At 69.1% G+C, this 23,244-nt stretch carries 21 protein-coding genes; 8 read left to right on the top strand and 13 right to left on the bottom strand.

Annotation, left to right across the window (positions count from 1 at the left end):
* Positions 1-83 precede the first annotated feature (83 nt).
* Positions 84-2,306, top strand: a complete 2,223-nt coding sequence (locus C4K88_RS08445) for an NADP-dependent isocitrate dehydrogenase (RefSeq protein ID WP_104121178.1) — start codon at positions 84-86, stop codon at positions 2,304-2,306.
* Positions 2,307-2,367: 61 nt separating this feature from the next.
* On the opposite strand, the gene C4K88_RS08440 is transcribed toward C4K88_RS08445, so the two are convergent.
* The 4 genes from C4K88_RS08440 to C4K88_RS08425 are packed head-to-tail and all read right to left on the bottom strand — an operon-like array spanning position 2,368 to position 6,265.
* Entirely contained in the window at positions 2,368-3,132 is a 765-nt protein-coding gene (locus C4K88_RS08440; RefSeq protein WP_104121177.1) for an SDR family NAD(P)-dependent oxidoreductase, read from the bottom strand.
* Positions 3,129-3,851, bottom strand: coding sequence for a FadR/GntR family transcriptional regulator (locus C4K88_RS08435; RefSeq protein WP_104121176.1), 723 nt, complete (start codon positions 3,849-3,851; stop codon positions 3,129-3,131). The genes C4K88_RS08440 and C4K88_RS08435 overlap by 4 nt, the downstream gene beginning before the upstream one ends.
* Entirely contained in the window at positions 3,829-4,797 is a 969-nt protein-coding gene (locus C4K88_RS08430; protein ID WP_104121175.1) for an NAD(P)-dependent oxidoreductase, read from the bottom strand. The genes C4K88_RS08435 and C4K88_RS08430 overlap by 23 nt, the downstream gene beginning before the upstream one ends.
* On the bottom strand, positions 4,781-6,265 hold the full coding sequence (locus C4K88_RS08425; RefSeq protein ID WP_104121174.1) for a four-carbon acid sugar kinase family protein: 1,485 nt from the start codon (positions 6,263-6,265) through the stop codon (positions 4,781-4,783). The genes C4K88_RS08430 and C4K88_RS08425 overlap by 17 nt, the downstream gene beginning before the upstream one ends.
* A 163-nt stretch (positions 6,266-6,428) precedes the next feature.
* Here C4K88_RS08425 and C4K88_RS08420 point away from each other — a divergent pair, with 163 nt between their 5' ends.
* On the top strand, positions 6,429-7,910 hold the full coding sequence (locus tag C4K88_RS08420; protein ID WP_104121173.1) for a GntP family permease: 1,482 nt from the start codon (positions 6,429-6,431) through the stop codon (positions 7,908-7,910).
* Positions 7,911-7,997: 87 nt separating this feature from the next.
* Here the strand turns inward: C4K88_RS08420 and C4K88_RS08415 are convergent, their stop codons facing one another.
* From C4K88_RS08415 to C4K88_RS08380, 8 genes are all read right to left on the bottom strand, one after another.
* On the bottom strand, positions 7,998-9,077 hold the full coding sequence (locus tag C4K88_RS08415; protein ID WP_104121172.1) for a Gfo/Idh/MocA family protein: 1,080 nt from the start codon (positions 9,075-9,077) through the stop codon (positions 7,998-8,000).
* Positions 9,078-9,183: 106 nt separating this feature from the next.
* The gene (locus tag C4K88_RS08410; protein ID WP_104121171.1) at positions 9,184-10,278 is read right to left on the bottom strand and encodes a substrate-binding domain-containing protein; all 1,095 of its coding nucleotides are present in this window, start codon (positions 10,276-10,278) and stop codon (positions 9,184-9,186) included.
* 61 nt (positions 10,279-10,339) lie between these two features.
* Positions 10,340-11,641 (bottom strand): multiple monosaccharide ABC transporter permease, encoded by a 1,302-nt coding sequence (mmsB, locus tag C4K88_RS08405; protein ID WP_104121170.1) that lies wholly within the window; start codon positions 11,639-11,641, stop codon positions 10,340-10,342.
* A 24-nt stretch (positions 11,642-11,665) separates the two neighbouring features.
* Positions 11,666-13,204, bottom strand: coding sequence for a multiple monosaccharide ABC transporter ATP-binding protein (mmsA, locus tag C4K88_RS08400; protein ID WP_104121169.1), 1,539 nt, complete (start codon positions 13,202-13,204; stop codon positions 11,666-11,668).
* Positions 13,205-13,329: 125 nt separating this feature from the next.
* Entirely contained in the window at positions 13,330-14,541 is a 1,212-nt protein-coding gene (locus tag C4K88_RS08395; protein ID WP_104121168.1) for an ROK family transcriptional regulator, read from the bottom strand.
* A gap of 43 nt (positions 14,542-14,584) precedes the next feature.
* On the bottom strand, positions 14,585-15,106 hold the full coding sequence (locus tag C4K88_RS08390) for a gamma carbonic anhydrase family protein (RefSeq protein WP_104121167.1): 522 nt from the start codon (positions 15,104-15,106) through the stop codon (positions 14,585-14,587).
* A gap of 69 nt (positions 15,107-15,175) precedes the next feature.
* On the bottom strand, positions 15,176-16,036 hold the full coding sequence (purU, locus tag C4K88_RS08385) for a formyltetrahydrofolate deformylase (RefSeq protein WP_104121166.1): 861 nt from the start codon (positions 16,034-16,036) through the stop codon (positions 15,176-15,178).
* Positions 16,037-17,161 carry an FAD-dependent oxidoreductase gene (locus tag C4K88_RS08380; RefSeq protein ID WP_104121165.1) on the bottom strand — a complete coding sequence of 375 codons (1,125 nt, stop codon included), beginning with the start codon at positions 17,159-17,161 and terminating at the stop codon, positions 16,037-16,039.
* A 321-nt stretch (positions 17,162-17,482) separates the two neighbouring features.
* On the opposite strand from C4K88_RS08380, the gene glyA reads away from it, so the two are divergent.
* The 6 genes from glyA to C4K88_RS08355 are packed head-to-tail and all read left to right on the top strand — an operon-like array spanning position 17,483 to position 22,515.
* On the top strand, positions 17,483-18,784 hold the full coding sequence (gene glyA, locus C4K88_RS08375; protein ID WP_104121164.1) for a serine hydroxymethyltransferase: 1,302 nt from the start codon (positions 17,483-17,485) through the stop codon (positions 18,782-18,784).
* Positions 18,778-18,942, top strand: coding sequence for a hypothetical protein (locus tag C4K88_RS17345; RefSeq protein ID WP_167398998.1), 165 nt, complete (start codon positions 18,778-18,780; stop codon positions 18,940-18,942). The genes glyA and C4K88_RS17345 overlap by 7 nt, the downstream gene beginning before the upstream one ends.
* Positions 18,939-19,832, top strand: coding sequence for a bifunctional methylenetetrahydrofolate dehydrogenase/methenyltetrahydrofolate cyclohydrolase (locus C4K88_RS08370; RefSeq protein ID WP_104121163.1), 894 nt, complete (start codon positions 18,939-18,941; stop codon positions 19,830-19,832). Before C4K88_RS17345 ends, C4K88_RS08370 begins: the two co-directional genes overlap by 4 nt.
* 46 nt (positions 19,833-19,878) lie before the next feature.
* Positions 19,879-20,820, top strand: a complete 942-nt coding sequence (locus tag C4K88_RS08365) for an ABC transporter ATP-binding protein (RefSeq protein ID WP_104121162.1) — start codon at positions 19,879-19,881, stop codon at positions 20,818-20,820.
* Positions 20,813-21,685 (top strand): ABC transporter permease, encoded by an 873-nt coding sequence (locus C4K88_RS08360; protein WP_241521782.1) that lies wholly within the window; start codon positions 20,813-20,815, stop codon positions 21,683-21,685. The genes C4K88_RS08365 and C4K88_RS08360 overlap by 8 nt, the downstream gene beginning before the upstream one ends.
* Positions 21,682-22,515: an ABC transporter permease gene (locus C4K88_RS08355; protein ID WP_104121161.1), complete on the top strand. Its 834-nt coding sequence runs from the start codon at positions 21,682-21,684 to the stop codon at positions 22,513-22,515. The genes C4K88_RS08360 and C4K88_RS08355 overlap by 4 nt, the downstream gene beginning before the upstream one ends.
* Before the next feature lie 5 nt (positions 22,516-22,520).
* Here the strand turns inward: C4K88_RS08355 and C4K88_RS08350 are convergent, their stop codons facing one another.
* A complete protein-coding gene (locus tag C4K88_RS08350; protein ID WP_104121160.1) occupies positions 22,521-23,243 on the bottom strand; it encodes a sortase domain-containing protein in 723 nt (240 codons plus the stop codon).
* Position 23,244: the final 1 nt, after the last annotated feature.

Raw genomic sequence — 23,244 nt, 5'->3', positions numbered from 1 at the left:
CCGGAGGAAGCACGGTAGGTTAGAGCCGATGGGCAACCCCCAACCACCCGCACAAACCTGAGCACCGCAGGAGACGCCGACCCATGGCCAAAATCATCTACACCCACACCGACGAAGCGCCGATGCTCGCCACCTACTCGTTCCTGCCGATCATCGAGGCGTTCGCGTCCACGGCGGGCGTCGAGGTGGAGACCCGGGACATCTCGCTGTCCGGGCGCATCATCGCCCTCTTCGGCGACCACCTGACCGAGGACCAGCGACAGGCGGATGCACTCGCCGAGCTGGGCGCGCTGGCGAAGACGCCGGACGCGAACATCATCAAGCTGCCGAACATCAGCGCGTCCGTCCCGCAGCTCAAGGCAGTCATCGCCGAGCTCCAGGGCCAGGGCTACGCGCTGCCGGACTACCCGGACCACCCGTCGACGGACGAGGAGAAGGGCGTCCGCGCGCGGTACGACAAGGTCAAGGGCAGCGCCGTGAACCCCGTGCTCCGCGAGGGCAACTCGGACCGCCGCGCGCCGGCGTCCGTCAAGAACTACGCCCGCCAGAACCCGCACAGCATGGGCGCCTGGACGCCGGAGTCCAAGACCAACGTCGCGCACATGACGAGCGACGACTTCCGTTCCAACGAGCAGTCCGTCGTCATCCCGGAGGACGGCACCGTCTCGATCCAGCACGTCTCCGCCGACGGCACCGTCAGTGTCCTCAAGGACTCGATCCCCGTGCTCGCCGGCGAGGTCGTGGACGGCACCGTGATGCGCGCCGCCGCCCTCAACGACTTCCTGAAGGCCCAGGTCGCGCGGGCCAAGCAGGAGGACGTCCTCTTCTCGGCGCACCTGAAGGCCACCATGATGAAGGTCTCCGACCCCATCATCTTCGGCCACGTGGTCCGCGCCTTCCTGCCCGAGCTGTTCGAGACGTACGGCACCGAGCTCGCCGCCGCCGGTCTCAGCCCGAACAACGGCCTGGCCTCCATCCTCGGCGGCCTCGACAAGCTCCCGGAGGACGTCCGCGAGGGCGTCCAGCAGGCCATCACCCGGGGCATGGAGGACGGGCCCGCGATCGCGATGGTGGACTCGGACAAGGGCATCACCAACCTGCACGTCCCGAGCGACGTGATCGTGGACGCGTCCATGCCCGCCATGATCCGCAGCTCCGGCCACATGTGGGGGCCGGACGGCAAGGAAGCCGACACGCTCGCCGTCATCCCGGACAGCAGCTACGCCGGCATCTACCAGGTGGTCCTCGACGACTGCCGCGCCAACGGCGCCTTCGACCCGACCACCATGGGTACCGTCCCGAACGTGGGCCTCATGGCGCAGGCCGCCGAGGAGTACGGCAGCCACGACAAGACCTTCGAGATCTCCGCCGCGGGCACGGTGCAGCTGGTCGACGGCACGGGGGCCGTGCTGATCGAGCACGACGTCGAGGCCGGCGACATCTGGCGCGCCTGCCAGACCAAGGACGCCGCGATCCTCGACTGGGTGAAGCTCGCCGTCACCCGCGCGCGTGCCTCGGCGACCCCCGCCGTGTTCTGGCTCGACGAGGGCCGCGCGCACGACGCGAACCTCATCGCGAAGGTTCGGGAGTACCTGGCCGAGCACGGGACGGACGACGTCACGCTCGAGATCATGACGCCCGTCGACGCCACCGCGTTCACCCTCAAGCGCATCCGCCAGGGCGAGGACACCATCTCCGTCACCGGCAACGTGCTCCGCGACTACCTGACCGACCTGTTCCCGATCCTCGAACTCGGCACCAGCGCCAAGATGCTCTCCGTGGTGCCCCTCATGAACGGCGGCGGACTCTTCGAGACCGGCGCCGGCGGATCGGCACCCAAGCACGTGCAGCAGCTCGTGAAGGAGAACCACCTCCGCTGGGACAGCCTGGGAGAGTTCCTCGCCCTGGCCGTCAGCTTCGAACACCTGGCGACGACGACGGGGAACAAGCGCGCGCAGATCCTCGCCGATACGCTGGACCGGGCAACGGGCACGTTCCTGCTCGAGAACAAGTCGCCCAGCCGCCGCGTCGGCGAGATCGACAACCGGGGGAGCCACTACTTCCTCGCCCGCTACTGGGCCGAGGAACTGGCCCGGCAGGAGCAGGACGCCGAGCTCGCGGAGAGCTTCGCCCGCGTGGCCGAGGCTCTCACAGGCAACGAGGACACCATCGTGTCCGAGCTGCTCGCCGTGCAGGGCTCGCCCGCGGACATCGGCGGCTACTACCACCCCGACGTCACGAAGGTGACCGAGGTGATGCGTCCGTCGGCGAAGCTGTCGGAGGTTCTGGCGATCCTCGCCGAGTAGCACCAGGCACGAGAAGGCCGGAGTACCGCTTCCGCGGTGCTCCGGCCTTCTCGTGGGTGGACTAGGAGACTTGCAGGCCACCGTTGATGTCGTAGGTGGCGGCGGTGATGTAGCCGGCGTCGGGGCCCACCAGGAAGCAGATCAGGGCGGCGATGTCCTCGACGGTACCCACCCGGCCCACCAGGATGTCCCTGGACATGTCCTCCTTGCGCTCCTCGGTGAGGGTGCCGCCCATGATGTCGGTGTCCACCGGGCCGGGAGCGACGGCGTTGACCGTGATGCCGTGCTCGCCCATCTCCCGCGCCAGTGCCCGGGTGAAGCCGATGATGCCGGCCTTCGACGCGCTGTAGGCGACCTTGGAATAGGTGCCGCCGCCGCGCTGCGCCGAGATCGAGGAGATGCTGACCACGCGGCCCAGCCCGCGTTCGATCATCCCGTGCAGGACGCGCTGCGTCACCAGGAACGTGCCGGTCATGTTGACGGCGAAGACGCGGTCCCATGCTTCCTTGGTCTCCTGCATGAACGCGGTGGGAGAACTGATCCCGGCGAGGTTCACCAGCGCGACGATGGGCGGCACCGAGCCTTCCACAGTGGTCAGCGCCGCGTCCACTGAGGCCTCGTCCGACACGTCGGCTGCGACGCCGACCGTCCGCACACCATGGCGCTGCGCGATGTCGGCGGCAGCTTCCTCCGCCGCCGTGCCGTCGATGTCGAGGATCGCGATGGACCAGCCGTCACCGGCCAGCCGGTCGGCCGTCGCGCGGCCGATACCGCGGGCCGAGGCCGCACCGGTGAGGACTGCCGTACGTTCTGTCGGAAAGCTCATGGAATCTCCTGGGGTTGTTCTTGCCGATGGATGAAATGCTCGTAGTCGTCGTACGTCTGGTTGATGTGGGCCTGCATCGCCTGGCGTGCGACCTCCGGGTTCCGGGTGCGGATCGCGTCCAGCACCAGCGTGTGATGGGCGAGTGCGTGCTGCTGCACCTCACGGAACGACGATGTCTCCCGCCGCATCGTGTACAGCAGTTGGCTGAGCGGTCCGAGGATCACCGGCAGGAACGGATTGGCGGAGGCCCTGAAGACCGCCTCGTGGAACGCGATATCCGCTGCGGTCACGGCATCGAGGTCCTTCGCCTCGTGGGCCGCCCGCAGGTCGGCATTGGCTACCGCCATCCGGTCCAGGTCCTCGGCGGTGGCGTGAAGCGCGGCCAGTTCCGCGGCACCGGTCTCCACCATCCTCCGGATCTCCAGCAGGCGCAGCGAGACGTCGGGGGAATCGGCGGCGGTCGAGGCGTGCCTGAGGATGGCCTGCAGATCGGTCCATTGGGCAGCCGGGTTGACGTAGGTTCCGAGGCCCCGCCGGATCTGGACCACGTGCTGCGCCTGGAGCTGTTTGAGTGCCTCGCGGACCGTCAGGCGGCTGACATCCATGGATACCGCCAGGTCGTTCTCCGGAGGGAGCGCCGTGCCGGGTGGGAAGGTGCCGTCGATGATCCGGTCGAGGAGGTCATCGAACACCGCTTCAGCGAGCGGCTTGCGTGCCATCGGTGTCCCCTCCCGCGGAGGCTGTCCCTGCGACGTCCGCTGCGGTACCGCGCCGCTGCGGTGCCACCACCCGGATGACCGATGAATCGTCGGCAGCACCCAAACCCTGGGTCTGGCCGAGGAGGAACAGCTGCTCGGCCGCCGCTGCGACCGGCGCAGCCAGTCCTGCCGTGCGGGCGGCCTTCCCGACGATGCCGAGGTCCTTGACGAAGATGTCCAGCCGACTCAGCACGTCGGGGTCGCCGTCGTACCCCTGCACCATGCGCGGCCCGCGATTGGAGAGCATGAACGACGCCGCCGCTCCCGTCTCCAGCGCAGCCAGCGCCAGCTGCTGATCCAGTCCGAGCGCGTCGGCGAGGGCGAGGGCTTCGGCCGCTGCGGCGATGTGGACGCCGCAGAGCAGCTGGTTCACCGTCTTCATGGCCTGACCGTCGCCGGCCCTGCTGCCCACGACCGTCAGCGTCGAGGCGAGCCGCTCGAGCACGGGCCGGGCCAGGGCCAGGGCCGAGGGGTGGGCACCCACCACGATCAGCAGGTCTCCGGCGCCGGCCCGCACCGGACCGCCGGAGAGCGGCGCGTCGACGAGCACCACGCCCCGTTCATCGAGCCGCTGGGCCCAGGACGCGACGGCATCCAGCCCGACGGTGCTCGTCATCACGACGACGGCACCCGGTGTGAGGTTCCTGGCGATCCCGTCCTCACCGAAGAGGACGCCCTCCACCTGGGTGGCGTCACGCACGGCGAGCAGCACGATCCCGGCCCCGACGACGGCGTCGGCGGCACCTGCCGCACACGTGATCCCGGATTTCTCGGCCCTCTCCCGGGAGGTCGGCATGGGGTCGTATCCGATCACCGTGAACGCACCGGCCAACCGGGTCGCCATCGGCAGGCCCATGGCACCGAGGCCCAAAACGGCGACCGTGGGGTGTTCAACGTCGAAGGTCATGGGAAGCTCCTGTCGTTGCAGCGGAACTCGTCGACGGGTAGCGGAGGAGATCCACGACGTCGGCGAGGGAATCATCAGTGCCCACGTTGCCGGCGAACACCACGAACGGGATGGAGCGCGCCGGGCCGTCGGCCGGCTGCCAGAGGGAGACGATGCCCGGGAGCATCGGGCCCCGCACCACCGCGTGCCGGATGGAGAGTCCGTGGGCGGCGACATCGGAGGAGGTGATGCCGCCCTTGGCGATGACGAAGCGGACGGGTGTTGTCGCGATGGTGGAACGAACCACATCGACCACGGCCCGGGAGATGGTGCGGGAGAACCCGAGGCTCTGCTCGGGATCGTCGGACCGGACCAGGCGGCGGCTGGTGTGCAGGATGACCTCGCCGGCGGGAAGGCCGTGGACGACGGCCCGCACCGCCTCAGCCACACCTGCATCCCGGCGTCCGGGATCGAGGACGGCTTCGACATCGAGCTCGACGAGCCGTGCCTCGGGCCGCCGCGCTACCAGGGCGTCCAGTTGCCGGGTGGTCAGTCCCACGTGGGAGCCCACGACGATCAGGCCACCCGAGGTGGGGGCGTCGAGGTCCGCGAAGACCTCGTCAGCAGTGAGCGGCGCGCGCTCCCTCTGGCCGATACGGGCACGTACGAACGGCGGGCCGACCCGGTAGAGCAGCCTCTTGCCGCGACGTTCGGCTTCCTCCAGGCCCAGCGCCAGTGCCCGGAGGTCGTCCTCGGTGACGGCGTCCACCACGATCGGCACGGCATCGGCCGCCGGGGCCAGTGCGTCGGCGATGCCCTGCGCACCGGAGCGGATGATCGAGAGGTCGAGCCGGATGACGGCGTCGGACGAGCCGCCGGTCTTCTCGGCCACGTAGTCTCCCAGGTCCGACGACGCGAAGCCGAAGGTCGCATCGCGGGCGAATTCGGTGTCGGCGATCGGGGTGACGGCGCCGTCGCCGGCACGCAGGTAATGGGTGCCACCGATGGTGATGCGGCCGGCGTCGGGGAAGGCCGGAACCATGACGACGCCGTCGGTCCTGATGCCCGCGGAGGACAGCAGGGTGGCACCGATGACGTCCGTCTCGAGCGGGAAGTGGCCCCGGAGGGTCGAGTCGCTGCGGCTGACGAAGCCTATGGTGACTCCGGCGGACGCGGCGGCCTCGAGTGCGTTGGTCACGATCTCCCGGTTGCGCGAAGCGGTCGTCCCAGGGTCGAGGCTGCGGGTGTTGGTGAGGACATAGACCGCCGGTGCCGGCGCACCACCGAAGCGCCGGTCGAAGGCCCACGCGAAATCGGTCGGCTGCCAGGCGGTGAGGACCGGCAGATCGGCGACGGACTGGGTGCCGGTCGGGTCGTCGTCGAGGACGACCAGGATCCTGCCGGAGGCCCTGACGGCGGCGGCGATCACCGCCGGATCGACGGCCTGGGCCGCCGGGTATCCGCTGAGCAACTCCTCGTCGAGTATCACTGGTCCGCACTTTCGTCACTGGATATCCATTGCAGGATACTTGTCAGATGTCTTATGTCCAGTGCTAGTGTGACATGCAGCACAGGGCCCGTCAAAGGAACGATCAGCTCGGTGCTACACCTGAGACGGCAACGAGGCCTGCTCAGCGACCGAGGAGCAGTACGTGGACATACAACTTCTTTTGGCGCTCGTCCTGGGTATCGCCACCATCATCGTGCTGGTGCTGAAGACCCGACTCGACGCGTTCGTGGCACTCCTGATCGCCGCACTGGTGACCGGCATCGTCGCCGGCCAGGCGCCGTTGGACATCGTCTCGTCGATCACGACGGGCTTCGGCAACACCCTGGCGTCGATCGGTATCGTGATCGGCCTGGGCGTCGGGATCGGCAAGATCCTCGAGGTCTCGGGGGCCGCCAACTCGCTGGCCATGGCTTTCCTGAAACTCTTCGGCAAGGGGCGTGAGCCCTGGGCCCTGGGCAGTGTGGGCGCGCTGGTGTCCATCCCGGTGTTCTGCGACTCCGGGTACGTCATCATGAATCCCCTGGCCCGTTCGATCGCCCGGGTCAAGCGCGCCGGGTACATCACCCTCGCGCTGGCCCTCGGCTGCGGCATGACGCTGACCCACCACCTGGTACCACCGACGCCGGGCCCGCTGGCCGTCGCCGGCATCCTCGGAGCGGACCTCGGGGCGCTGATCCTCGCCGGTCTTGTCTTCACGGTCCTGTTGCTGCCGATCGTCGTCGTCTACGCCAAATGGATGGGGCCCAAGATCGAGCCGTCCATGAACGAATCCGTGCGCGAGGCCGTCTACGGCACCGTGCATGCCGGTGCCGGACATCGGGGCGGTACCGCCCTCACGGATCACGATGGCGGGACCGAGGAGGATGCTTCGTCGATGGACATCGACAACGCCACCCTCGGTACACCCCCGGCGGGCGCCAAGCCCCACCGGGTCGGTGCTTTCGTCGCGTCGCTGCCGCTGCTGGTCCCCCTGCTCCTGATCATCCTCAACACGGTCAGTGGTGCGATCGACCAGAACAACCAGGGAGTCGTCGGTACCGGGGAATACACGCCGTCGTCCTGGGCCGTCCCGCTGGCGTTCATCGGCAATCCGGTGGTGGCGCTGGTCATCGGGGTCATCCTTGCCGTCTACGTGCTGCTGCCCCGCTGGACCCCGCGCGCAAGGGTGCAGGGCTGGTTCGCCGAGGCTGCTGCCTCGGCCGGCCTGATCCTCCTCATCACCGGCGCCGGGGGTGCGCTCGGCCAGGTGCTGCGTAGCTCGGGCGTGGGCGATGCCCTCGCCGAGGCTATCGCCGGTACTCCTCTGCCGGCGTTCCTGGTGCCGTTCCTCATCGCCACCCTGGTCCGCGTCGCCCAGGGCTCGGGCACCGTCGCGATGATCACCGCCGCATCGGTGACGGCGCCGCTGGTGGTGTCACTCGGCATCGACCCCATCGTCGCGGCGATGGCATGCACGGCCGGTTCGATGGTGTTCAGCTACTTCAACGACTCCTACTTCTGGGTCGTGACCCGCTTCGCCGGCCTCGACGGCGTGGCGGCCCTCAAGGGGTGGTCGGGCATCACGACCGCGGTGTGGGCCGGGTCGATCCCGCTGCTGTTCGTCGCCAACGCTGTTCTCGGCTGATCCGGGAGAAGCAGCACGCACGAGGAAGCCGGTGTCCCGCGGGAGCGGTACACCGGCTTCGTCATGCCTGCACTGTTCGTGGATCGCTCAGGCGGCGTCGTTCGCGTACCGGAGCCCGATCTGGGCCCGTACGCCGTCGAGGAGGCGCATCGTCCTCACGGTGTCGCCGATGGGCATCGTCGGGCTCTCCGTGAGGCCCTCCTGGATGCAGCGGGTCACCTCGCGCAGTTCGTAGGTGTACCCGCCGCCGACCTGCTCGAAGGTCTCCACCCGGGCCTCCGCCTGACCGGCCTTGATCCGGAGTTCCTGCGGGTTGTGCAGGTTCCCGCCGCCGGTCTTCAGCCAGCCCTTCGATCCGCACACCGTCGCCTGGCCGGGGCAGGAGGCGATGAAGGACGACGACAGCTGGGCGTATGCGCCGTTCCCGTAGCCCAGGGTGACGGCGTTCTGGAGATCGACGCCGTCGCTGTTGAGCGTGCCGACCGCGGACACCGAATCGGGGAAGCCGAGGGACCCCAGCGCCCAGGTGAGCGGATAGACCGTGAGGTCCAGCAGCGCACCACCTCCGGCTGCCGGATCCCAGAGCCTGCTGGCCGGGTCCTCCGGGGCCGTGAATCCGAGGTCCGCCTGCACCCACCGGATCTCGCCCAGTTCACCGGAGTGGATGATCTCCCAGGCACGGTTCACGCTGGGCAGGAAGCGGGTCCACACCGCTTCCATGAGGAACAGCCCGCGCTCGGCGGCGATCGCGGCGAGGTCCTCCGCCTCCGCGGCGTTGATGGTGAACGGCTTCTCGCACAGCACGTGCTTGCCCGCCGTGAGGGCGGCCCGCGCGACGTCGTAGTGCTGGCCGTGCGGTGTGGTGATGTAGACGACGTCGACCTCGGGATCGTCCACGAGACGCTGGTAGCCGGCGACGCCGCCGTCGTTGCCGTAGCTGGTGGCGAACCCGAAACGGTCCGCGAAGGCGGCGGCACTGTCCGCGCTGCGGGAGCTGACCGCATGGAGCACGGCGTCCTCGAGCAGGGCGATGTCCTGCGTGACCTTGGACGCGATCCCGCCCGTGGCGATCACGCCCCACTTCAGGGGACGGCCGGTGGCGGTGATCGGGCTGGGCGCCCCTGCTTCGGCGCAGGGGGGAACATCGATGCGGTGCTGTGGGTTCATGGACCCATCCTTGCCGCTGGTCGGAGCCGCGTCCATCCCCGGGACCCGAACGACGAAACGCCCCGGCCGGAGCCGGGGCGCAACGTGTCCTGCTACGGGAGGGGTGCTACTGGGTGAGGGGAGCGAGCGTCTCGTCGTCGGCGTACGCCTCGGCGGCGTTCTCCTTGGTGACGATCTGCGGCTCGAGGAGGTACGCGGGAACCGTCTTCACGCCGTTGTCGTAGGAGTCGGGATCGTTGATCTCGAGTTCCTTGCCGGCCTGCAGGTCATTGACCATGACGATGGCGTGTTCCACGAGGGCACGGGTGTCCTTGTTGATCGTGGAGTACTGCTTGTCATCCATGATGGACTTCACGGACTCGACCTCGGAGTCCTGACCGGTGACCACCGGGATGGGCTTGCCGGCGCCGTCGACCGAGGTCAGGATCGCGCGGGCGAGCGTGTCATTGGGGGAGAGGACGCCGTCGAGTTCCTCGGAGCTGTAGCTGCCGGAAAGCAGGTTGTCCATGCGCTTCTGGGCGTTCTCCGCCTTCCAGCCCTGGGTCACGACCTGGTCGAAGGTCTCCTGGCCGGACACGACGACGAGGTTGCCGTTGTCGATCTCGGGCTGGAGGACGCTCATGGCACCGTCGAAGAAGACCTTCGCGTTGGCGTCGTCCGGCGACCCGGCGAACAGCTCGATGTTGTACGGGCCCTCGGGCTTGGCGGCCTTCATGCCGTCCAGCAGGGCCTGGCCCTGGAGCTCGCCCACCTGGAAGTTGTCGTAGGCCACGTAGTAGTCCACGTTCTCCGTGTTGGTCAGGAGGCGGTCGTAGGCGATGACGGTGATGCCGGCGTCCTTGGCCTGCTGGAGCTGGGTGCCGAGCTGGGCGCCGTCGATGGCACCGACGACCAGGACCTTCACGCCGTTGGTGATCATGGAGCTGATCTGGTTCTGCTGCTCGGAGACGCCGCCGTTGGCGAACTGCACGTCCGGATCGTAGCCGGCCTCGGTCAGGCCCTCGTTGAAGAGCTCCTCGGCGAGGACCCAGTTCTCCGAGGTCTTCTGCGGGAGGGCGACACCGATGGCCGATCCCGCTTCGAAGCCTGCCGCGGCGGTCTCGCCGTCGGCCGAGGGGGCTGCTTCTTCACGGCCGCACCCGGTCAGCGTCAGTGCTGATACTGCAGCGATCGCTGCGAGGGATTTTGCGAAGTTACGCATTCTCGTTCTCTTTCTGTTGCTCTGGTGGACGGGAAAAGGAAGGGAGTCCGGGACGCGGGTCCTAGACGTCGTGGGAGATGACCTGCTTCGTGCCGACGGCCTGCTCGGTCGGTGCCGGAGTCGGAGCCTCGGTGTCGACCTTCCGGCCGTCGTCGCCTCCACCGAATCTCCGGGTGATCAGGCCGATGATGGACGGTTTGCCCTGACTCTTGCTGTAGACGTCGAACGCGACGGCGATGAGCAGGACGAGGCCCTTGATGATCTGGGTGTCGTCGGCGCCGGCGCCGAGGAGCTGCAGTCCGTTGTTGAGGACGGCCATGACGAGGCCTCCGATGATGGAGCCGACCACGGTTCCGACGCCACCCGTGACCGCCGCGCCGCCGATGAACACGGCCGCGATCGCGTCGAGCTCCCAGCCGACGCCGTCGGACGGGCCGGAGGCGGTGGAGCGGCCGACGAAGATCATGCCCGCGAGGGCCGCGAGGATGGACATGTTCATCATGACCATGAAGTTCACGCGCTTGCCCTGCACGCCGGACAGCTCGGCCGCGTGGCGGTTGCCACCGACGGCGTACACGTGGCGGCCGGCGACGGTCTTGTTGGAGATGAAGGCGTAGATGATGACCAGGACGCCGAGGATCAGTCCGGGGACCGGGAAGGACGTGCCGGGGCGCCCGGTCGCGAAGAGGTAGGTCGCGTACAGGATGACCGCTGAGAGCAGCACCACCTTGGTGACGGGAACCCACATGGGGGGCACCTCGGCGTTGATCTTCTCCAGCTTCCGGCGGCTCCGGAGTTCGTTGTAGATCACGAAGCCCACGAGGGCGAAGCCCATCAGCAGGGACAGGTTGTTGTAGCCGATGTTGGGGCCGACCTCGGGCAGGTACCCCGCACCGAGGTACCGGAAGCCCTCGGGGACCGGGACGGTGAGGGAGTTGCCCACGGACTGGTTGGCGCCGCGGAAGATGAGCATCCCGGCGAGGGTGACGATGAACGCGGGGATGCCGACGTAGGCGACCCAGAAGCCCTGCCACATCCCGATGAGTGCGCCGAGCGCCAGGCCCAGCACCACCCCGAGGTACCAGGGGATGCCCCAGTCGCGCATCGCGATCGCGACGACGATGCCGACGAACGCGGCGACGGAGCCGACGGAGAGGTCGATGTGCCCGGCGATGATGACCAGCACCATGCCGATGGCCAGGATCAGGATGTACGAGTTGCCGTTGAACAGGTTCATCATGTTGACGGACGTGAGCATCTTGCCGCCCGTGCGCCACTGGAAGAACAGGACGAGCGCGACCAGGGCGAAGATCATCCCGAACTGGCGGGTGTTCCCGCCGAAGATTTGCTTGAGGGAATTCATGGTGTCTTTCCTAGGGGCGGAGGGTCAGGCAGATTTCCTGCTGGCGGTCATGAGTTTCATCAGGGATTCCTGGTTCGCGTCTCCGCGGTCGAGTTCTCCGGTGATGGCGCCCTCGAAGATCGTGTAGATCCGGTCCGAGAGGCCGAGCAGTTCGGGCAGTTCGGAGGAGATGACGATGACGCCCTTCCCCTGGTCGGCGAGTTTCTGGATGATGCCATAGATCTCGTACTTGGCACCGACGTCGATGCCGCGGGTGGGCTCGTCGAGGATCAGCAGTTCGGGGTCGGTGAACATCCACTTCGCGAGGACGACCTTCTGCTGGTTGCCGCCCGAGAGCTTCGCGACGCCCTCGTTGACGCTCGGCGTCTTGGTGCGCAGGGACTTCCGGTATTCCTCGGCGATCCGGAACTCCTCGTCCCGGTCCACGACGAGCCCGTGCGTGATCTTCTTGAGGTTCGCGGACACCGTGGTGGTCTTGATGTCGTCCAGCAGGTTCAGGCCGAGGCTCTTGCGGTCCTCGGTGACGTAGGCGAGGCCGGCATCGATGGCCTGCGGCACCGAGCGGAGCGTGATCTCCTTGCCGTCCATGACGATCTGCCCCGATTTGAAGGTGCCGTAGGAGCGGCCGAACACCGAGCGTGCGAGCTCGGTGCGCCCGGCGCCCATCAGCCCAGCGAAGCCGACGATCTCGCCGCGCCGCACCTTGAAGCTCGAGTTCTTGCACACCAGCCTGTCCGGCACCGTGGGGTGCCCGACGGTCCAGTTCCGCACCTCGAAGAAGGTCTCGCCGATCTTCGGGGTGTGGTCCGGGAAGCGGGACTCGAGCGAGCGGCCCACCATTCCGCGGATGATGCGGTCCTCGTCGACGCCGTCCTCCTTGACGTGCAGGGTCTCGATGGACTTGCCGTCGCGGATGATCGTGATGGAGTCGGCGATCTGCTCGATCTCGTTGAGCTTGTGGGAGATCATGATGCAGCTGATGCCCTTGGACCGGAGACCGGCCATGAGGTCGAGCAGGTGCTGCGAGTCGGATTCGTTGAGAGCGGCGGTAGGTTCGTCGAGGATGAGCAGCTTGACCGACTTGCTGAGCGCCTTGGCGATCTCGACGAGCTGCTGCTTGCCGACCCCGATGTCCTTGATCTTGGTCGTCGGGTCCTCGCTGAGGCCGACACGCGCCATGAGCTCCAGCGTGGTCCGGTTGACGTGGTCCCAGTCGATGACGCCGAAGCGGGTGGGCTCGTTGCCGAGGAAGATGTTCTCCGCGATCGAGAGCTCCGGGATCAGCGCGAGTTCCTGGTGGATGATGACGATCCCCGCGGCCTCACTGGAGCGGATGTCCTTGAAGCGGACCTCCTCGCCCTGGAAGACGATGTCGCCCGAGTAGTCGCCGTACGGGTAGAGGCCCGAGAGGACCTTCATGAGGGTCGACTTGCCGGCGCCGTTCTCGCCGCAGATGGCGTGGATCTCGCCGGCACGCACCTCGATCGAGACATCCGAGAGGGCCTTGACGCCCGGGAACTCCTTCGTGATGGAGCGCATCTCGAGGATGATGTGGTTCTTCATTGGTTCTCCCGCAGTGACGGCGTTGTCTTGATGCAGGTCCAATTGCGACCCGAAAAGAATTGAACATGCCCTGGGCCTTGCCGTCAACTGTTGAACGCATAGGGCCGGGAAAACAGAGGAAATCTTTAGGAAGAACCTATGAGGGCGGGGGAGAGGCCCGACTGGGCGAGGACGACGGCGGCCCCGCCGAGGGCCTCGGCGCGGTCGCCCAGCGAGGACATGCAGACGGTCGTCGTCTCCCCGATGATGGGCACCGCGTGGCGGGCCAGTCCACGGCGGATCGGCCCGAGGAGGATCTCCCCGAGATCGGTGAGCGGACCGCCGACGACGATCGTCTCGGGGTTGACCAGGTTGGCCATGTGCGCCAGGGCCCGTCCGATGGCGACGCCGGCGTCGTCGATCACCCGGAGGGTCGCGGTGTCGCCGGTCAGCGCCCGGTCGATGATGCGGCGGGTGTCGACGGAGTCGCTGCCGCCGCGGCCGAGCAGCTCGATCATGGTGGACGTCGAGGCGACGGTCTCGAGGCAGCCGCGGTTGCCGCACCGGCAGATGAGGCCGTGTTCGTTGATGGTGGTGTGGCCCAGTTCCCCGGTGATCCCCACATGGCCGTAGAACAGTGCTCCGTTGAGGACGAGTCCGGAGCCGATGCCGGAGCCCACCTTGATGAACATCAGGTTGTCCACCGCGCTGTGGGGGCCCCAGGTCACCTGCGCCAGGGCTCCCAGATTGGCGTCGTTGTCGATGAAGACCGGTATGCCGAGCCGTTCGCCGAAGGTCTCGTGGATGTTGATGCCCACCCATTCGGGCAGGATCGCTCCCTGGACCACGGTCCCGCTGCGACGGTCGATCGGCCCGGGGATGCCGATGCCGGCGCCGAGGAGCGCCGCCCGGGAGATGCCGCCGTTCTCGAGCAGGGTGTCCAGGAGATCCGAGGCTGCGCCCAGTCCGTCCTGGGCGCTGTGGCCGAGCGGGAGGGGGACGGAGGCCTCCTGCAGGACCCGGTAGTTGGGGCTGGCGAGGACCACGCGGAGATGTCGACGTCCGATGTCGATGCCCGCCGCGACCTGCCCGTTGTCGTTGAGGATGACGGACAGCGCGCGGCGGCCCGAGCTGGTCGTCGGCGCGGTGCTCACGATCCCGGTCGTGGACATGGACTTCACGATGTTGGACACCGTCGCCGTCGAGAGGCCGGTCGCCCGGGCGAGTTCCGCCTGGGTCCGGGGCCCGCCGCTCATGAGCGCCGCGATGACGCGCTGTTGGTTCCGCTCCCGCAGTGCGGACTGGGAGCCTGGTTTCGGAAGCGGGACGCTCACACTCGTCCTCGCCGTCGAGGGGATTCTGCGGGCATGGGGACAAGGGTGTCGTAACTCTTGCCTGCCGTCAAGAAGTGAACGCTAGGCGATGCTCCTGGATGAGACTCTTGTAGCGGTCGGCGTTGCTGCGTATCGCCGCCACCTCCGCGTCGTCCAGCTCACGGCGGACCTTCGCGGGGACCCCGGCAACGAGCGAGCGCGGTGGGACGACGGTGCCCTCGAGGACGACGGCGCCGGCCGCGACGAGGGACCCGGTGCCGATCACCGCGCCGTTCAGGATGGTCGCACTCATCCCGATCAGGCAGTCGTCCTCGATGGTGCACCCGTGCACCACGGCGCCGTGCCCGACACTCACGCGGGCGCCGATCACGGCCGGGTAGCCCGGGTCGGCGTGCACCACCACGTTGTCCTGCAGGTTGGTCTCCTCGCCGATGGAGATCAGGGCGGTGTCCGCGCGGATACTGGCGCCGTAGAAGACGCCGGCGAACGCACCGAGCGTCACCTCGCCGATGAGGGAGGCGGTCGGCGCGGCGAAGGCCGACTCGCCGAGAACGGGCGTCCTGCCGTGGAAGGGGATGAGATGAGCCATGGCGTCAGCCTAGGCGACGTCGCCCTGCAGGCGCTGGGGACGTCGCCCTGCAGGTGCGGGGGAGCGGCGTCAGTTGAAGACGATGGTGCGGCGTCCGTCCAGGAGGACGCGCCGCTCCGCATGCCACTGCACCGCCTGCACCAGCGCCCGCCCCTCCAGTGCCCGGCCGATCGACGCCAGCTGCTCGGCCGTGCGCGCGTGATCCACGCGGGTGACCTCCTGCTCGATGATGGGTCCCTCGTCGAGGGCCGCCGTGACGTAGTGGGCTGTGGCGCCGATCAGCTTCACGCCGCGTGCGTGGGCCTGGTGGTACGGGCGGGCCCCCTTGAAGGACGGCAGGAACGAGTGGTGGATGTTGATGGCCCGGCCGCGCAGGTCCTCGCAGAGCCGGTCGCTGAGGATCTGCATATACCGCGCGAGGACCACGAGTTCGATCCCGTGCTCGTCCATCAGCGCCCGCAGCCTGTCCTCGGCGGCGTCCTTGGTCTCGGGCGTCACGGGGATGTGGTGGAACTCGATCCCGTAGAACGCGGCGAGGTCCTCGAGGTCGCGGTGGTTGGACACGATGACGGGGATGTCGATGGCGAGCGTGCCGGAGCGGTGCTGGAAGAGGAGGTCGTTGAGGCAGTGGGCCGCCCTCGACACCATGATGAGCGTCCGCGTCCGGCGGGCGGACGGGGTCAGCGACCAGTCCATCCCGAACTCCCCGGCCACGGGGTCGAGGGCCGCGCGGAGGTCCTCCTCCGGAGCGTCCGTGTCGAGGGACACGCGCATGAAGAAGGTGCCCGTGTCCGGGCTGCCGTACTGCTGCGACTCGGTGATGTTGGCTCCCACGCCGACCAGGGCGCCCGAGACGCCGTGCACGATCCCGGGCCGGTCGGGGCAGGACAGCGTCAGGGAGAAGGAGCGCGGGGCATCGGAGGAGGTCACCTACGCCAGATTACCGGCGGGCCCCGATTGTGACGCGACCGCACGCAGCCGGGCGGCGGCGGCCGTCGCCGCGGCCCGCCCGGCCCGGGTGGCGCCGAGCGTCGATGCGGAGGCGCCGTAGCCCACGAGCAGGAGCCTCGGGTCCTTCAGCACGTGCACCCCGTCCATGGCGATGCCGCCGCCGGGCTCCCGGAGGCGCAGCGGTGCGAGGTGGTCCAGGGCGGGCCGGAAGCCGGTGGCCCAGAGCACGGCGTCGACCGGCTCCTCGGTGCCGTCCGTGAACACCGCGGAGCGCTCGCGCAGTCCGGCCAGCGGGCCGCGGGACACGAGGATCCCGGCGTCGATGCCCGCCCGGTAGTCGGCCGTGAGCGGCAGTCCCGTCGCGGACACCACACTGGCCGGCGGCAGTCCCGCGCGCGTCCGGGCGTCGACGGCAGCCTCGACCTCCCGGCCCCATTCGGCGTCGAACGGGCGGCGGGTGAACGACGGCGGCCGCCGGGTGGACCACAGGGGCGTGGCCCCGGCGGCGTGGAGCTGGAGGACGAACTGCACGGCCGACGTGCCGCCGCCCACCACGAGGACGCGCCGGCCCGCGAACTCGTCCGCCGAGCGGTAGTCGTGCGTGTGCAGCTGACGCCCGCCGAAGACGTCCCGGCCGGGGTAGAAGGGCCAGTAGGGGCGGTCCCAGGTGCCGGTCGCGTTGATGACGACGTCGGCCAGCCAGGTGCCGTCCGGGGTCGTGACGCGGAGGAGGCCGTCGTCATCGGCCTCCACGCGGACCACCCGGACCGGCCGGAGCACGGGCAGGGCGAAGGTCCGTTCGTACTCGCCGTAGTACCGGCCGACCACCCGGGACGCGGGCTCCTCCGGGTCCGGCGTCCCGAGCCGCAGGCCCGGGAGGTCGTGGAGGGCGTGGGCGGCGTCGAAGGTGAGGGCGGGCCAGCGGTGCAGCCAGGCGCCGCCGGGGGAGGGGTTGGCGTCCAGGACCACGAAGTCCCGGTGGGGCCGGAGACCCGACCGCGCCAGGTGGTAGGCGCTGCTGAGCCCTGCCTGGCCGGCGCCGATGACGACGACGCCGACGCGTCGCCCCGTCCCCTGCGCTTCCTCTCGCGCCGGTCCGTGCATGGCGACCACCTTCCCGCTACGGTGCCGCCCGTCGGCCACCGATCCGCCGAGGCTCCACTGGGGCCCCACCGATGCGGAACCGGCCCCGCCGCCGTCGTATTCCGGCTAGCATGGGAGCGTCGCGACTGGCGTAAGGTGGGCAACCACCAGGAAGCGGCGGGAGGCCGGGATCCCCCGAGGGGGCGTCCGCGCTTCCGGTGCAGACCACGGATCGCACGCCTGGGCCGCGGGTCACGTCGAGCGGCCGGGGCACGGACTGCGGTCCCATCCCCGCCCGCGACTCACGCTGACCCCTTGCTGGACCCAGAGAAGGATCGACCGATGACCACTTCGCCCATGGCTCCCTCCCACGCCGACTCCGTCACCAACGCACCGCTGTCCGAGGTGGATCCGGAGATCGCCGCCGTCCTCCGGGACGAGCTGGCACGGCAGCGGGACACCCTCGAGATGATCGCCTCGGAGAACTTCGCGCCGCGCGCCGTCCTCGAGGCCCAGGGGAGCGTGCTCACCAACAAGTACGCGGAGGGCTACCCCGGGCGCCGCTACTACGGCGGCTGCGAGCACGTCGACGTCGCCGAGAACCTCGCCATCGAACGGGTCAAGGCGCTCTTCGGGGCCGAATTCGCGAACGTGCAGCCGCACTCCGGCGCACAGGCCAACGCAGCGGCCCTCTCGGCGATGATCAAGCCCGGCGACAAGATCATGGGGCTCTCCCTGGCGCACGGCGGCCACCTCACCCACGGCATGAAGCTCAACTTCTCCGGCAAGCTCTACGAGGTCGCGGCCTACGGCGTCGAGGAGGACACCCACCGGCTGGACATGGACCGCGTCCGCGAGCAGGCGCTCGCCGCGAAGCCGCAGGTCATCATCGCCGGCTGGTCCGCCTACCCCCGCCAGCTCGACTTCGCGGCGTTCCGCGCGATCGCCGACGAGGTCGGCGCCCTGCTCTGGACGGACATGGCGCACTTCGCGGGACTCGTCGCCGCCGGCGTCCACCCGAGCCCGGTCCCGTACTCCGACGTCGTCACCTCCACGGTCCACAAGACCCTCGCGGGCCCGCGCTCCGGCGTGATCCTCGCCAAGCAGGAGTGGGCCAAGAAGCTCAACTCGAACGTCTTCCCCGGGCAGCAGGGCGGCCCGCTCATGCACGTCATCGCGGGCAAGGCCACGGCCTTCAAGATCGCCGGCTCGCCCGAGTTCCGGGAGCGCCAGGAGCGTGTCCTCGAGGGGGCGCGCATCATCGCCGAGCGCCTCACGGCCTCCGACGTCACCGAGCACGGCGTCTCGGTCCTCACCGGCGGCACGGACGTCCACCTCGTCCTCGTCGACCTGCGGAACTCCTCGCTCGACGGCCAGCAGGCCGAGGACGTGCTGCACTCGGTCGGGATCACCGTCAACCGCAACGCCGTGCCGTTCGACCCCCGCCCGCCGATGGTCACCTCCGGCCTCCGGATCGGGACGCCCGCGCTCGCGACCCGCGGGTTCGGTGCCACCGAGTTCACCGAGGTCGGCGAGATCATCGCCGCCGCGCTCAAGCCCTCGCCCGACGTCGACGCCCTGCGCGCCCGCGTGTCCGCGCTCGCCGCCGACTTCCCGCTGTACCCGGGCCAGGAGGAGTGGTAGGCGCCCTCCCGCCCGGGACCTCACCTCCGAAGGCCGCGGCGTCGACCGACTACGACATCCCCGCCGAGGAATGCTGCTTCACCGGGTGCTGCGACCGGGGCAAGGCCTTCCTGCTCGAGCAACTGGACCGACCTCCCGAGAAGGACGACCCGCAATGACAACGACAGCCCGCATCCTTGACGGCAAGGCGACCGCCGCCCGGATCAAGGAGGAACTCGCCGAGCGCGTGACCGCCCTCCGGGAGCGCGGTGTGACCCCGGGCCTCGGCACGGTGCTCGTCGGGGACGACCCCGGCAGCCACTCCTACGTGGCGGGCAAGCACCGCGACTGCGCCCAGGTGGGCATCACCTCGGTGCGGCGCGACCTGCCGGCCACCGTCACCCAGGCCGAACTCGAGGCGGTCCTCGACGAACTGAACGACGACGACGCCACCACGGGCTACATCGTGCAGCTCCCGCTGCCCGCGCACATCGACACCAACGCGATCCTCGAACGCATCGATCCGGCGAAGGACGCCGACGGCCTGCACCCGATGAATCTCGGCAGGCTCGTCCTCAACGTCGGCGCCGAGATGGACTCGCCCCTGCCGTGCACACCGCACGGGATCGTCGAGCTCCTCCTCCGGCACGACCTCGCCCTCAAGGGCCTGGACGTGCTGGTCGTCGGACGCGGCGTCACCGTGGGCCGGCCGCTGGGGCTGCTCCTGACGCGCAAGCAGATCAACGCGACCGTCACCCTGGCCCACACCGGGACCGTCGACCTCGCCGACCACCTCGGCCGCGCCGACGTCGTCGTGGCAGCCGCGGGCATCCCGCACATGATCACGGCGGACCAGCTCAAGCCCGGGGCGATAGTCCTCGACGTGGGCGTGAGCCGCGTCGAGGACCCGGAGACCGGCAGGGCGAAGCTCACGGGCGACGTCGACCCGGCAGCGGCGTCCGTCGCGGGCTGGCTGTCACCGAATCCCGGGGGCGTGGGGCCCATGACCCGGGCCATGCTGCTGGCGAACGTCGTCGACGCCGCGGAACGCCGCGCCGCGCAGGCGTAGATCCGGAAATCCCATTGGGTTTTGCCAATGGGGCTAGGCTGGGCGGGTGCTCACCCACCCAGCCGGACCACCGGTCATCTCCGCGCAGCAGCTCAGCAAGCACTACGGCGACTTCAGGGCGGTCGACGACATCTCCTTCGAGGTCCCGGCGGGGGAGTCCTTCGGACTGCTCGGGCCGAACGGCGCGGGGAAGTCGACCACCATGCGCATGATCGGCGGCGTCTCGCAGCGGACCTCCGGCCGGCTCACGATCATGGGCCTCGACCCCGAGGACCACGGGCCGGAGGTGCGCGCCCACCTCGGGGTCGTGCCCCAGCAGGACAACCTCGACGAGGAACTCAAGGTCCGCGACAACCTCATCGTCTACGGGCGCTACTTCGGGCTCCCGATGAGCTACCTCAGGCCGAAGGCGGATGAGCTCCTGGAGTTCGCCCAGCTCACGGACAAGGCGGGAGCGAAGGTCGACGCGCTGTCGGGCGGCATGAAGCGGCGCCTGACCATCGCGCGCTCCCTCATCAACGAGCCGAGGATCCTCCTGCTGGACGAACCCACCACCGGCCTGGACCCGCAGGCGCGGCACATCCTCTGGGACCGGCTGTTCCGGCTCAAGGAATCCGGGGTGACCCTGATCCTGACCACGCACTACATGGACGAGGCGGAGCAGCTCTGCGACCGGCTCGTGGTCGTGGACAAGGGCCGGATCATGGCCGAGGGGTCGCCCGCGCAGCTCATCCGGGACCACTCCACCCGGGAGGTGCTGGAACTGCGGTTCGGCTCGGAGCGCAACACCATGGTGGCAGGTGAGCTGGAGGGCATCGGGGAACGCCTCGAGCCGCTGCCGGACCGCGTGCTCATCTATGCGCAGGACGGTGAGGCCGCCCTGGAGGAGGTCACCTCCCGGGGACTGAAGCCCATCACGTCCCTCGTGCGGCGGTCCTCCCTCGAGGACGTGTTCCTGCGCCTGACCGGGAGGAGCCTCGTTGAGTGAGCCGGAGCCCGCCGTCCGGAACGCTCCCGCCGGCCCGCCGTACCGCCTGCACGCCCACCCGCCGGAGGTGTCCGCGCGCCGCGCGCGGTCGTTCGGGTCCTGGTACTACGCCGAGCACGTGCTCCGCTCCATGCAGGGCTACCGCTGGACCCTGCTCGCCTCCAGCGTCGGAACCCCGGTCATGTACCTCTTCGCGATGGGCGTCGGCCTGGCCACGCTCGTGGACCGGAACTCCGCCGACGCCTTCGGCGGTGTGGGCTACCTGGCCTTCCTCGCTCCGGCCCTGCTGGCGTCCGCGACCATCATGACGGCGGCCACGGAGTTCACCTACCCCGTCATGGACGGCTTCAAGTGGCGGCGGGTCTACTACGGCCCGCACGCCTCGCCGCTGAACACCGATCAGATCGTCAACGGCCACGTCCTCGCGATCACGGCCCGCCTGACCGCGACCACCATCATCTACTTCCTGATCGTCGCCGCCTTCGGTGCGTCGCCGTCCGCCACGGGAGCGGCCGTCATCCCCGTGGCCGTCCTCAGCGGACTGGCGTTCGGCCTCCCGCTGATGGCCTACTCGGCGAGCATCGAGGACGACAGAGGACAGTTCGCGCTCGTCATGCGCTTTATCGTCACCCCGCTGTTCCTCTTCTCCGGGACGTTCTTCCCGCTGAGCACCCTGCCGGTCTTCCTGCAGTGGATCGGCTGGATCTCGCCCCTGTGGCACGGGACGGAACTGGGCCGGAGCCTCACCTACGGCTACGACATCCCTCTCTGGCTCGCCGTGCTCCACGTCGTGTACCTGGTGGTCCTCGCCGTCGTCGGCCTGCGCCTGGCCCACACCGTCTACGCGAGGAGGCTCGGCCGATGAGCGCCGAGCTGACCGCGCAGGACTACGCGCTGGAGGGCTCGAAGCGACCCCTGGCCGCCCTGTACTCACGCAACGCGAAGGCCGTCATCGCCCGCGGACTCCTGGCCACCCGCAGCAGCAACTGGCTCATCATGGTGTCCGGCTTCTTCGAGCCGGTGCTCTATCTCCTGTCCATGGGCGTGGGCCTCGGAGCCCTGGTCGGGACGGTGGAGGGACCCGACGGCGCGCCGATCAGCTACGCGGCGTACATCGCTCCGGCGCTGCTGGCGGTCTCGGCCATGAACGGGGCCGTCTACGACAGCACGTGGAACGTCTTCTTCAAGATGAACTTCGCCAAGCTGTACCAGGGGATGCTCTACACCTCGCTCGGGCCGCTGGACGTCGCGATCGGCGAGATCTTCCTGGCCCTCCTGCGCGGAGCCCTGTACGCGACCGGGTTCACCGCGGTCATGGCGCTGATGGGGCTCGTCACCTCGCCGGTGGCGCTGCTCGTGATCCCGGCGTCCGTGGTGATCGCGTTCGGGTTCGCATCCTTCGGCATGGGGATCACCAGCTTCATGAAGACCTTCCAGCAGATGGAATGGGTCAACTTCGTGATGCTGCCGATGTTCCTGTTCTCGGCGACGTTCTACCCGCTCAGCGTCTACCCGCAGGGCATCCAGTGGTTCATCCAGGCGCTGCCCCTCTGGCACGGGGTGGAACTGCTGCGCCAGATCAGCGTCGCCTCGTTCACCTCGGCGACGCTCCTCCACCTCGGCTACTTCCTCGTCATGATCGTGGTCGGCATGCTGCTCACGACCCTGCGCCTGCGGAAGCTCTTCCTGCGCTAGCCGGACTACGGCACCAGCGTCGCGTACACCACGTAGTTGTCGTCGAACTCGCCCGTCTCGGGGTTGTAGCCGTCGCACGTGATGAGCCGCAGCTCCGACCCCAGGGTGTTCCCGTACACCTCGAGGGTGGGGAACTCGTCCTTCCCGTAGGCCTCGCCCCGCTGGAACTCGAAGACCGCCGTCGTGCCGTCCTCGCGGATGACGCTCATGCGGTCCCCGGTCTCGAGGCTGCGCAGGTCGGCGAAGACGCCCTTGCCGCCGTCCGTGGCATTGACGTGGCCGAGCAGGACGGCCGGGCCGCGTTCGCCGGGCGTGGGGGACTCGGTGTACCAGCCCGCGGGTGCACCCGGGCCGTCGGGCGGGACCTCGAGGCTCCGGTTCTCCCGCAGGCCGAGCTTCAGCAGGTCGGTTCGCACCCCGATCGTCCCGATCTCCAGTGTGACGGGCGTCGACGCCGGGAGGACGGCCGGCAGCGACGGCGTCGCCGTAGGGGTGGGCGACGACGCAGAGGGCGTCGGGGAGGGTGCGGGGGTGGTCGTGGGTCCTGTGGACGGCGTTGCGGCGTCCGGTCCGGCACCGGGGGAAGCGCTCGAGCATGCGCTCGGGGACGCGGACGACATCGGTGCTGCCGCGGGGGTGTCCGCGCCTCCGCATCCGGTGAGGAGAAGAAGAGCGGCCACCGCCGGGGCGGTGATGCCCCAGCGGTGGCCGGTCACTCTATCGATCATG

It is taken from the genome of Arthrobacter pityocampae (assembly GCF_002927275.1).
Lineage (GTDB): Bacteria > Actinomycetota > Actinomycetes > Actinomycetales > Micrococcaceae > Arthrobacter_D > Arthrobacter_D pityocampae.
This window is presented reverse-complemented; position numbering and strand designations above follow the sequence as displayed.

What these genes read in the sequence shown, in the direction of transcription:
- C4K88_RS08430 (WP_104121175.1), bottom strand. Translation starts at nt 4,797, where the DNA reads ATGACCTTCGACGTTGAACACCCCACGGTCGCCGTTTTGGGCCTCGGT.
- C4K88_RS08380 (WP_104121165.1), bottom strand. Translation starts at nt 17,161, where the DNA reads ATGCACGGACCGGCGCGAGAGGAAGCGCAGGGGACGGGGCGACGCGTC.
- mmsB (WP_104121170.1), bottom strand. Translation starts at nt 11,641, where the DNA reads ATGAATTCCCTCAAGCAAATCTTCGGCGGGAACACCCGCCAGTTCGGG.
- mmsA (WP_104121169.1), bottom strand. Translation starts at nt 13,204, where the DNA reads ATGAAGAACCACATCATCCTCGAGATGCGCTCCATCACGAAGGAGTTC.
- C4K88_RS08350 (WP_104121160.1), bottom strand. Translation starts at nt 23,243, where the DNA reads ATGATCGATAGAGTGACCGGCCACCGCTGGGGCATCACCGCCCCGGCG.
- glyA (WP_104121164.1), top strand. Translation starts at nt 17,483, where the DNA reads ATGACCACTTCGCCCATGGCTCCCTCCCACGCCGACTCCGTCACCAAC.
- C4K88_RS08390 (WP_104121167.1), bottom strand. Translation starts at nt 15,106, where the DNA reads ATGGCTCATCTCATCCCCTTCCACGGCAGGACGCCCGTTCTCGGCGAG.
- C4K88_RS08410 (WP_104121171.1), bottom strand. Translation starts at nt 10,278, where the DNA reads ATGCGTAACTTCGCAAAATCCCTCGCAGCGATCGCTGCAGTATCAGCA.
- C4K88_RS08415 (WP_104121172.1), bottom strand. Translation starts at nt 9,077, where the DNA reads ATGAACCCACAGCACCGCATCGATGTTCCCCCCTGCGCCGAAGCAGGG.
- C4K88_RS08370 (WP_104121163.1), top strand. Translation starts at nt 18,939, where the DNA reads ATGACAACGACAGCCCGCATCCTTGACGGCAAGGCGACCGCCGCCCGG.
- C4K88_RS08440 (WP_104121177.1), bottom strand. Translation starts at nt 3,132, where the DNA reads ATGAGCTTTCCGACAGAACGTACGGCAGTCCTCACCGGTGCGGCCTCG.
- C4K88_RS08435 (WP_104121176.1), bottom strand. Translation starts at nt 3,851, where the DNA reads ATGGCACGCAAGCCGCTCGCTGAAGCGGTGTTCGATGACCTCCTCGAC.
- C4K88_RS08355 (WP_104121161.1), top strand. Translation starts at nt 21,682, where the DNA reads ATGAGCGCCGAGCTGACCGCGCAGGACTACGCGCTGGAGGGCTCGAAG.
- C4K88_RS08445 (WP_104121178.1), top strand. Translation starts at nt 84, where the DNA reads ATGGCCAAAATCATCTACACCCACACCGACGAAGCGCCGATGCTCGCC.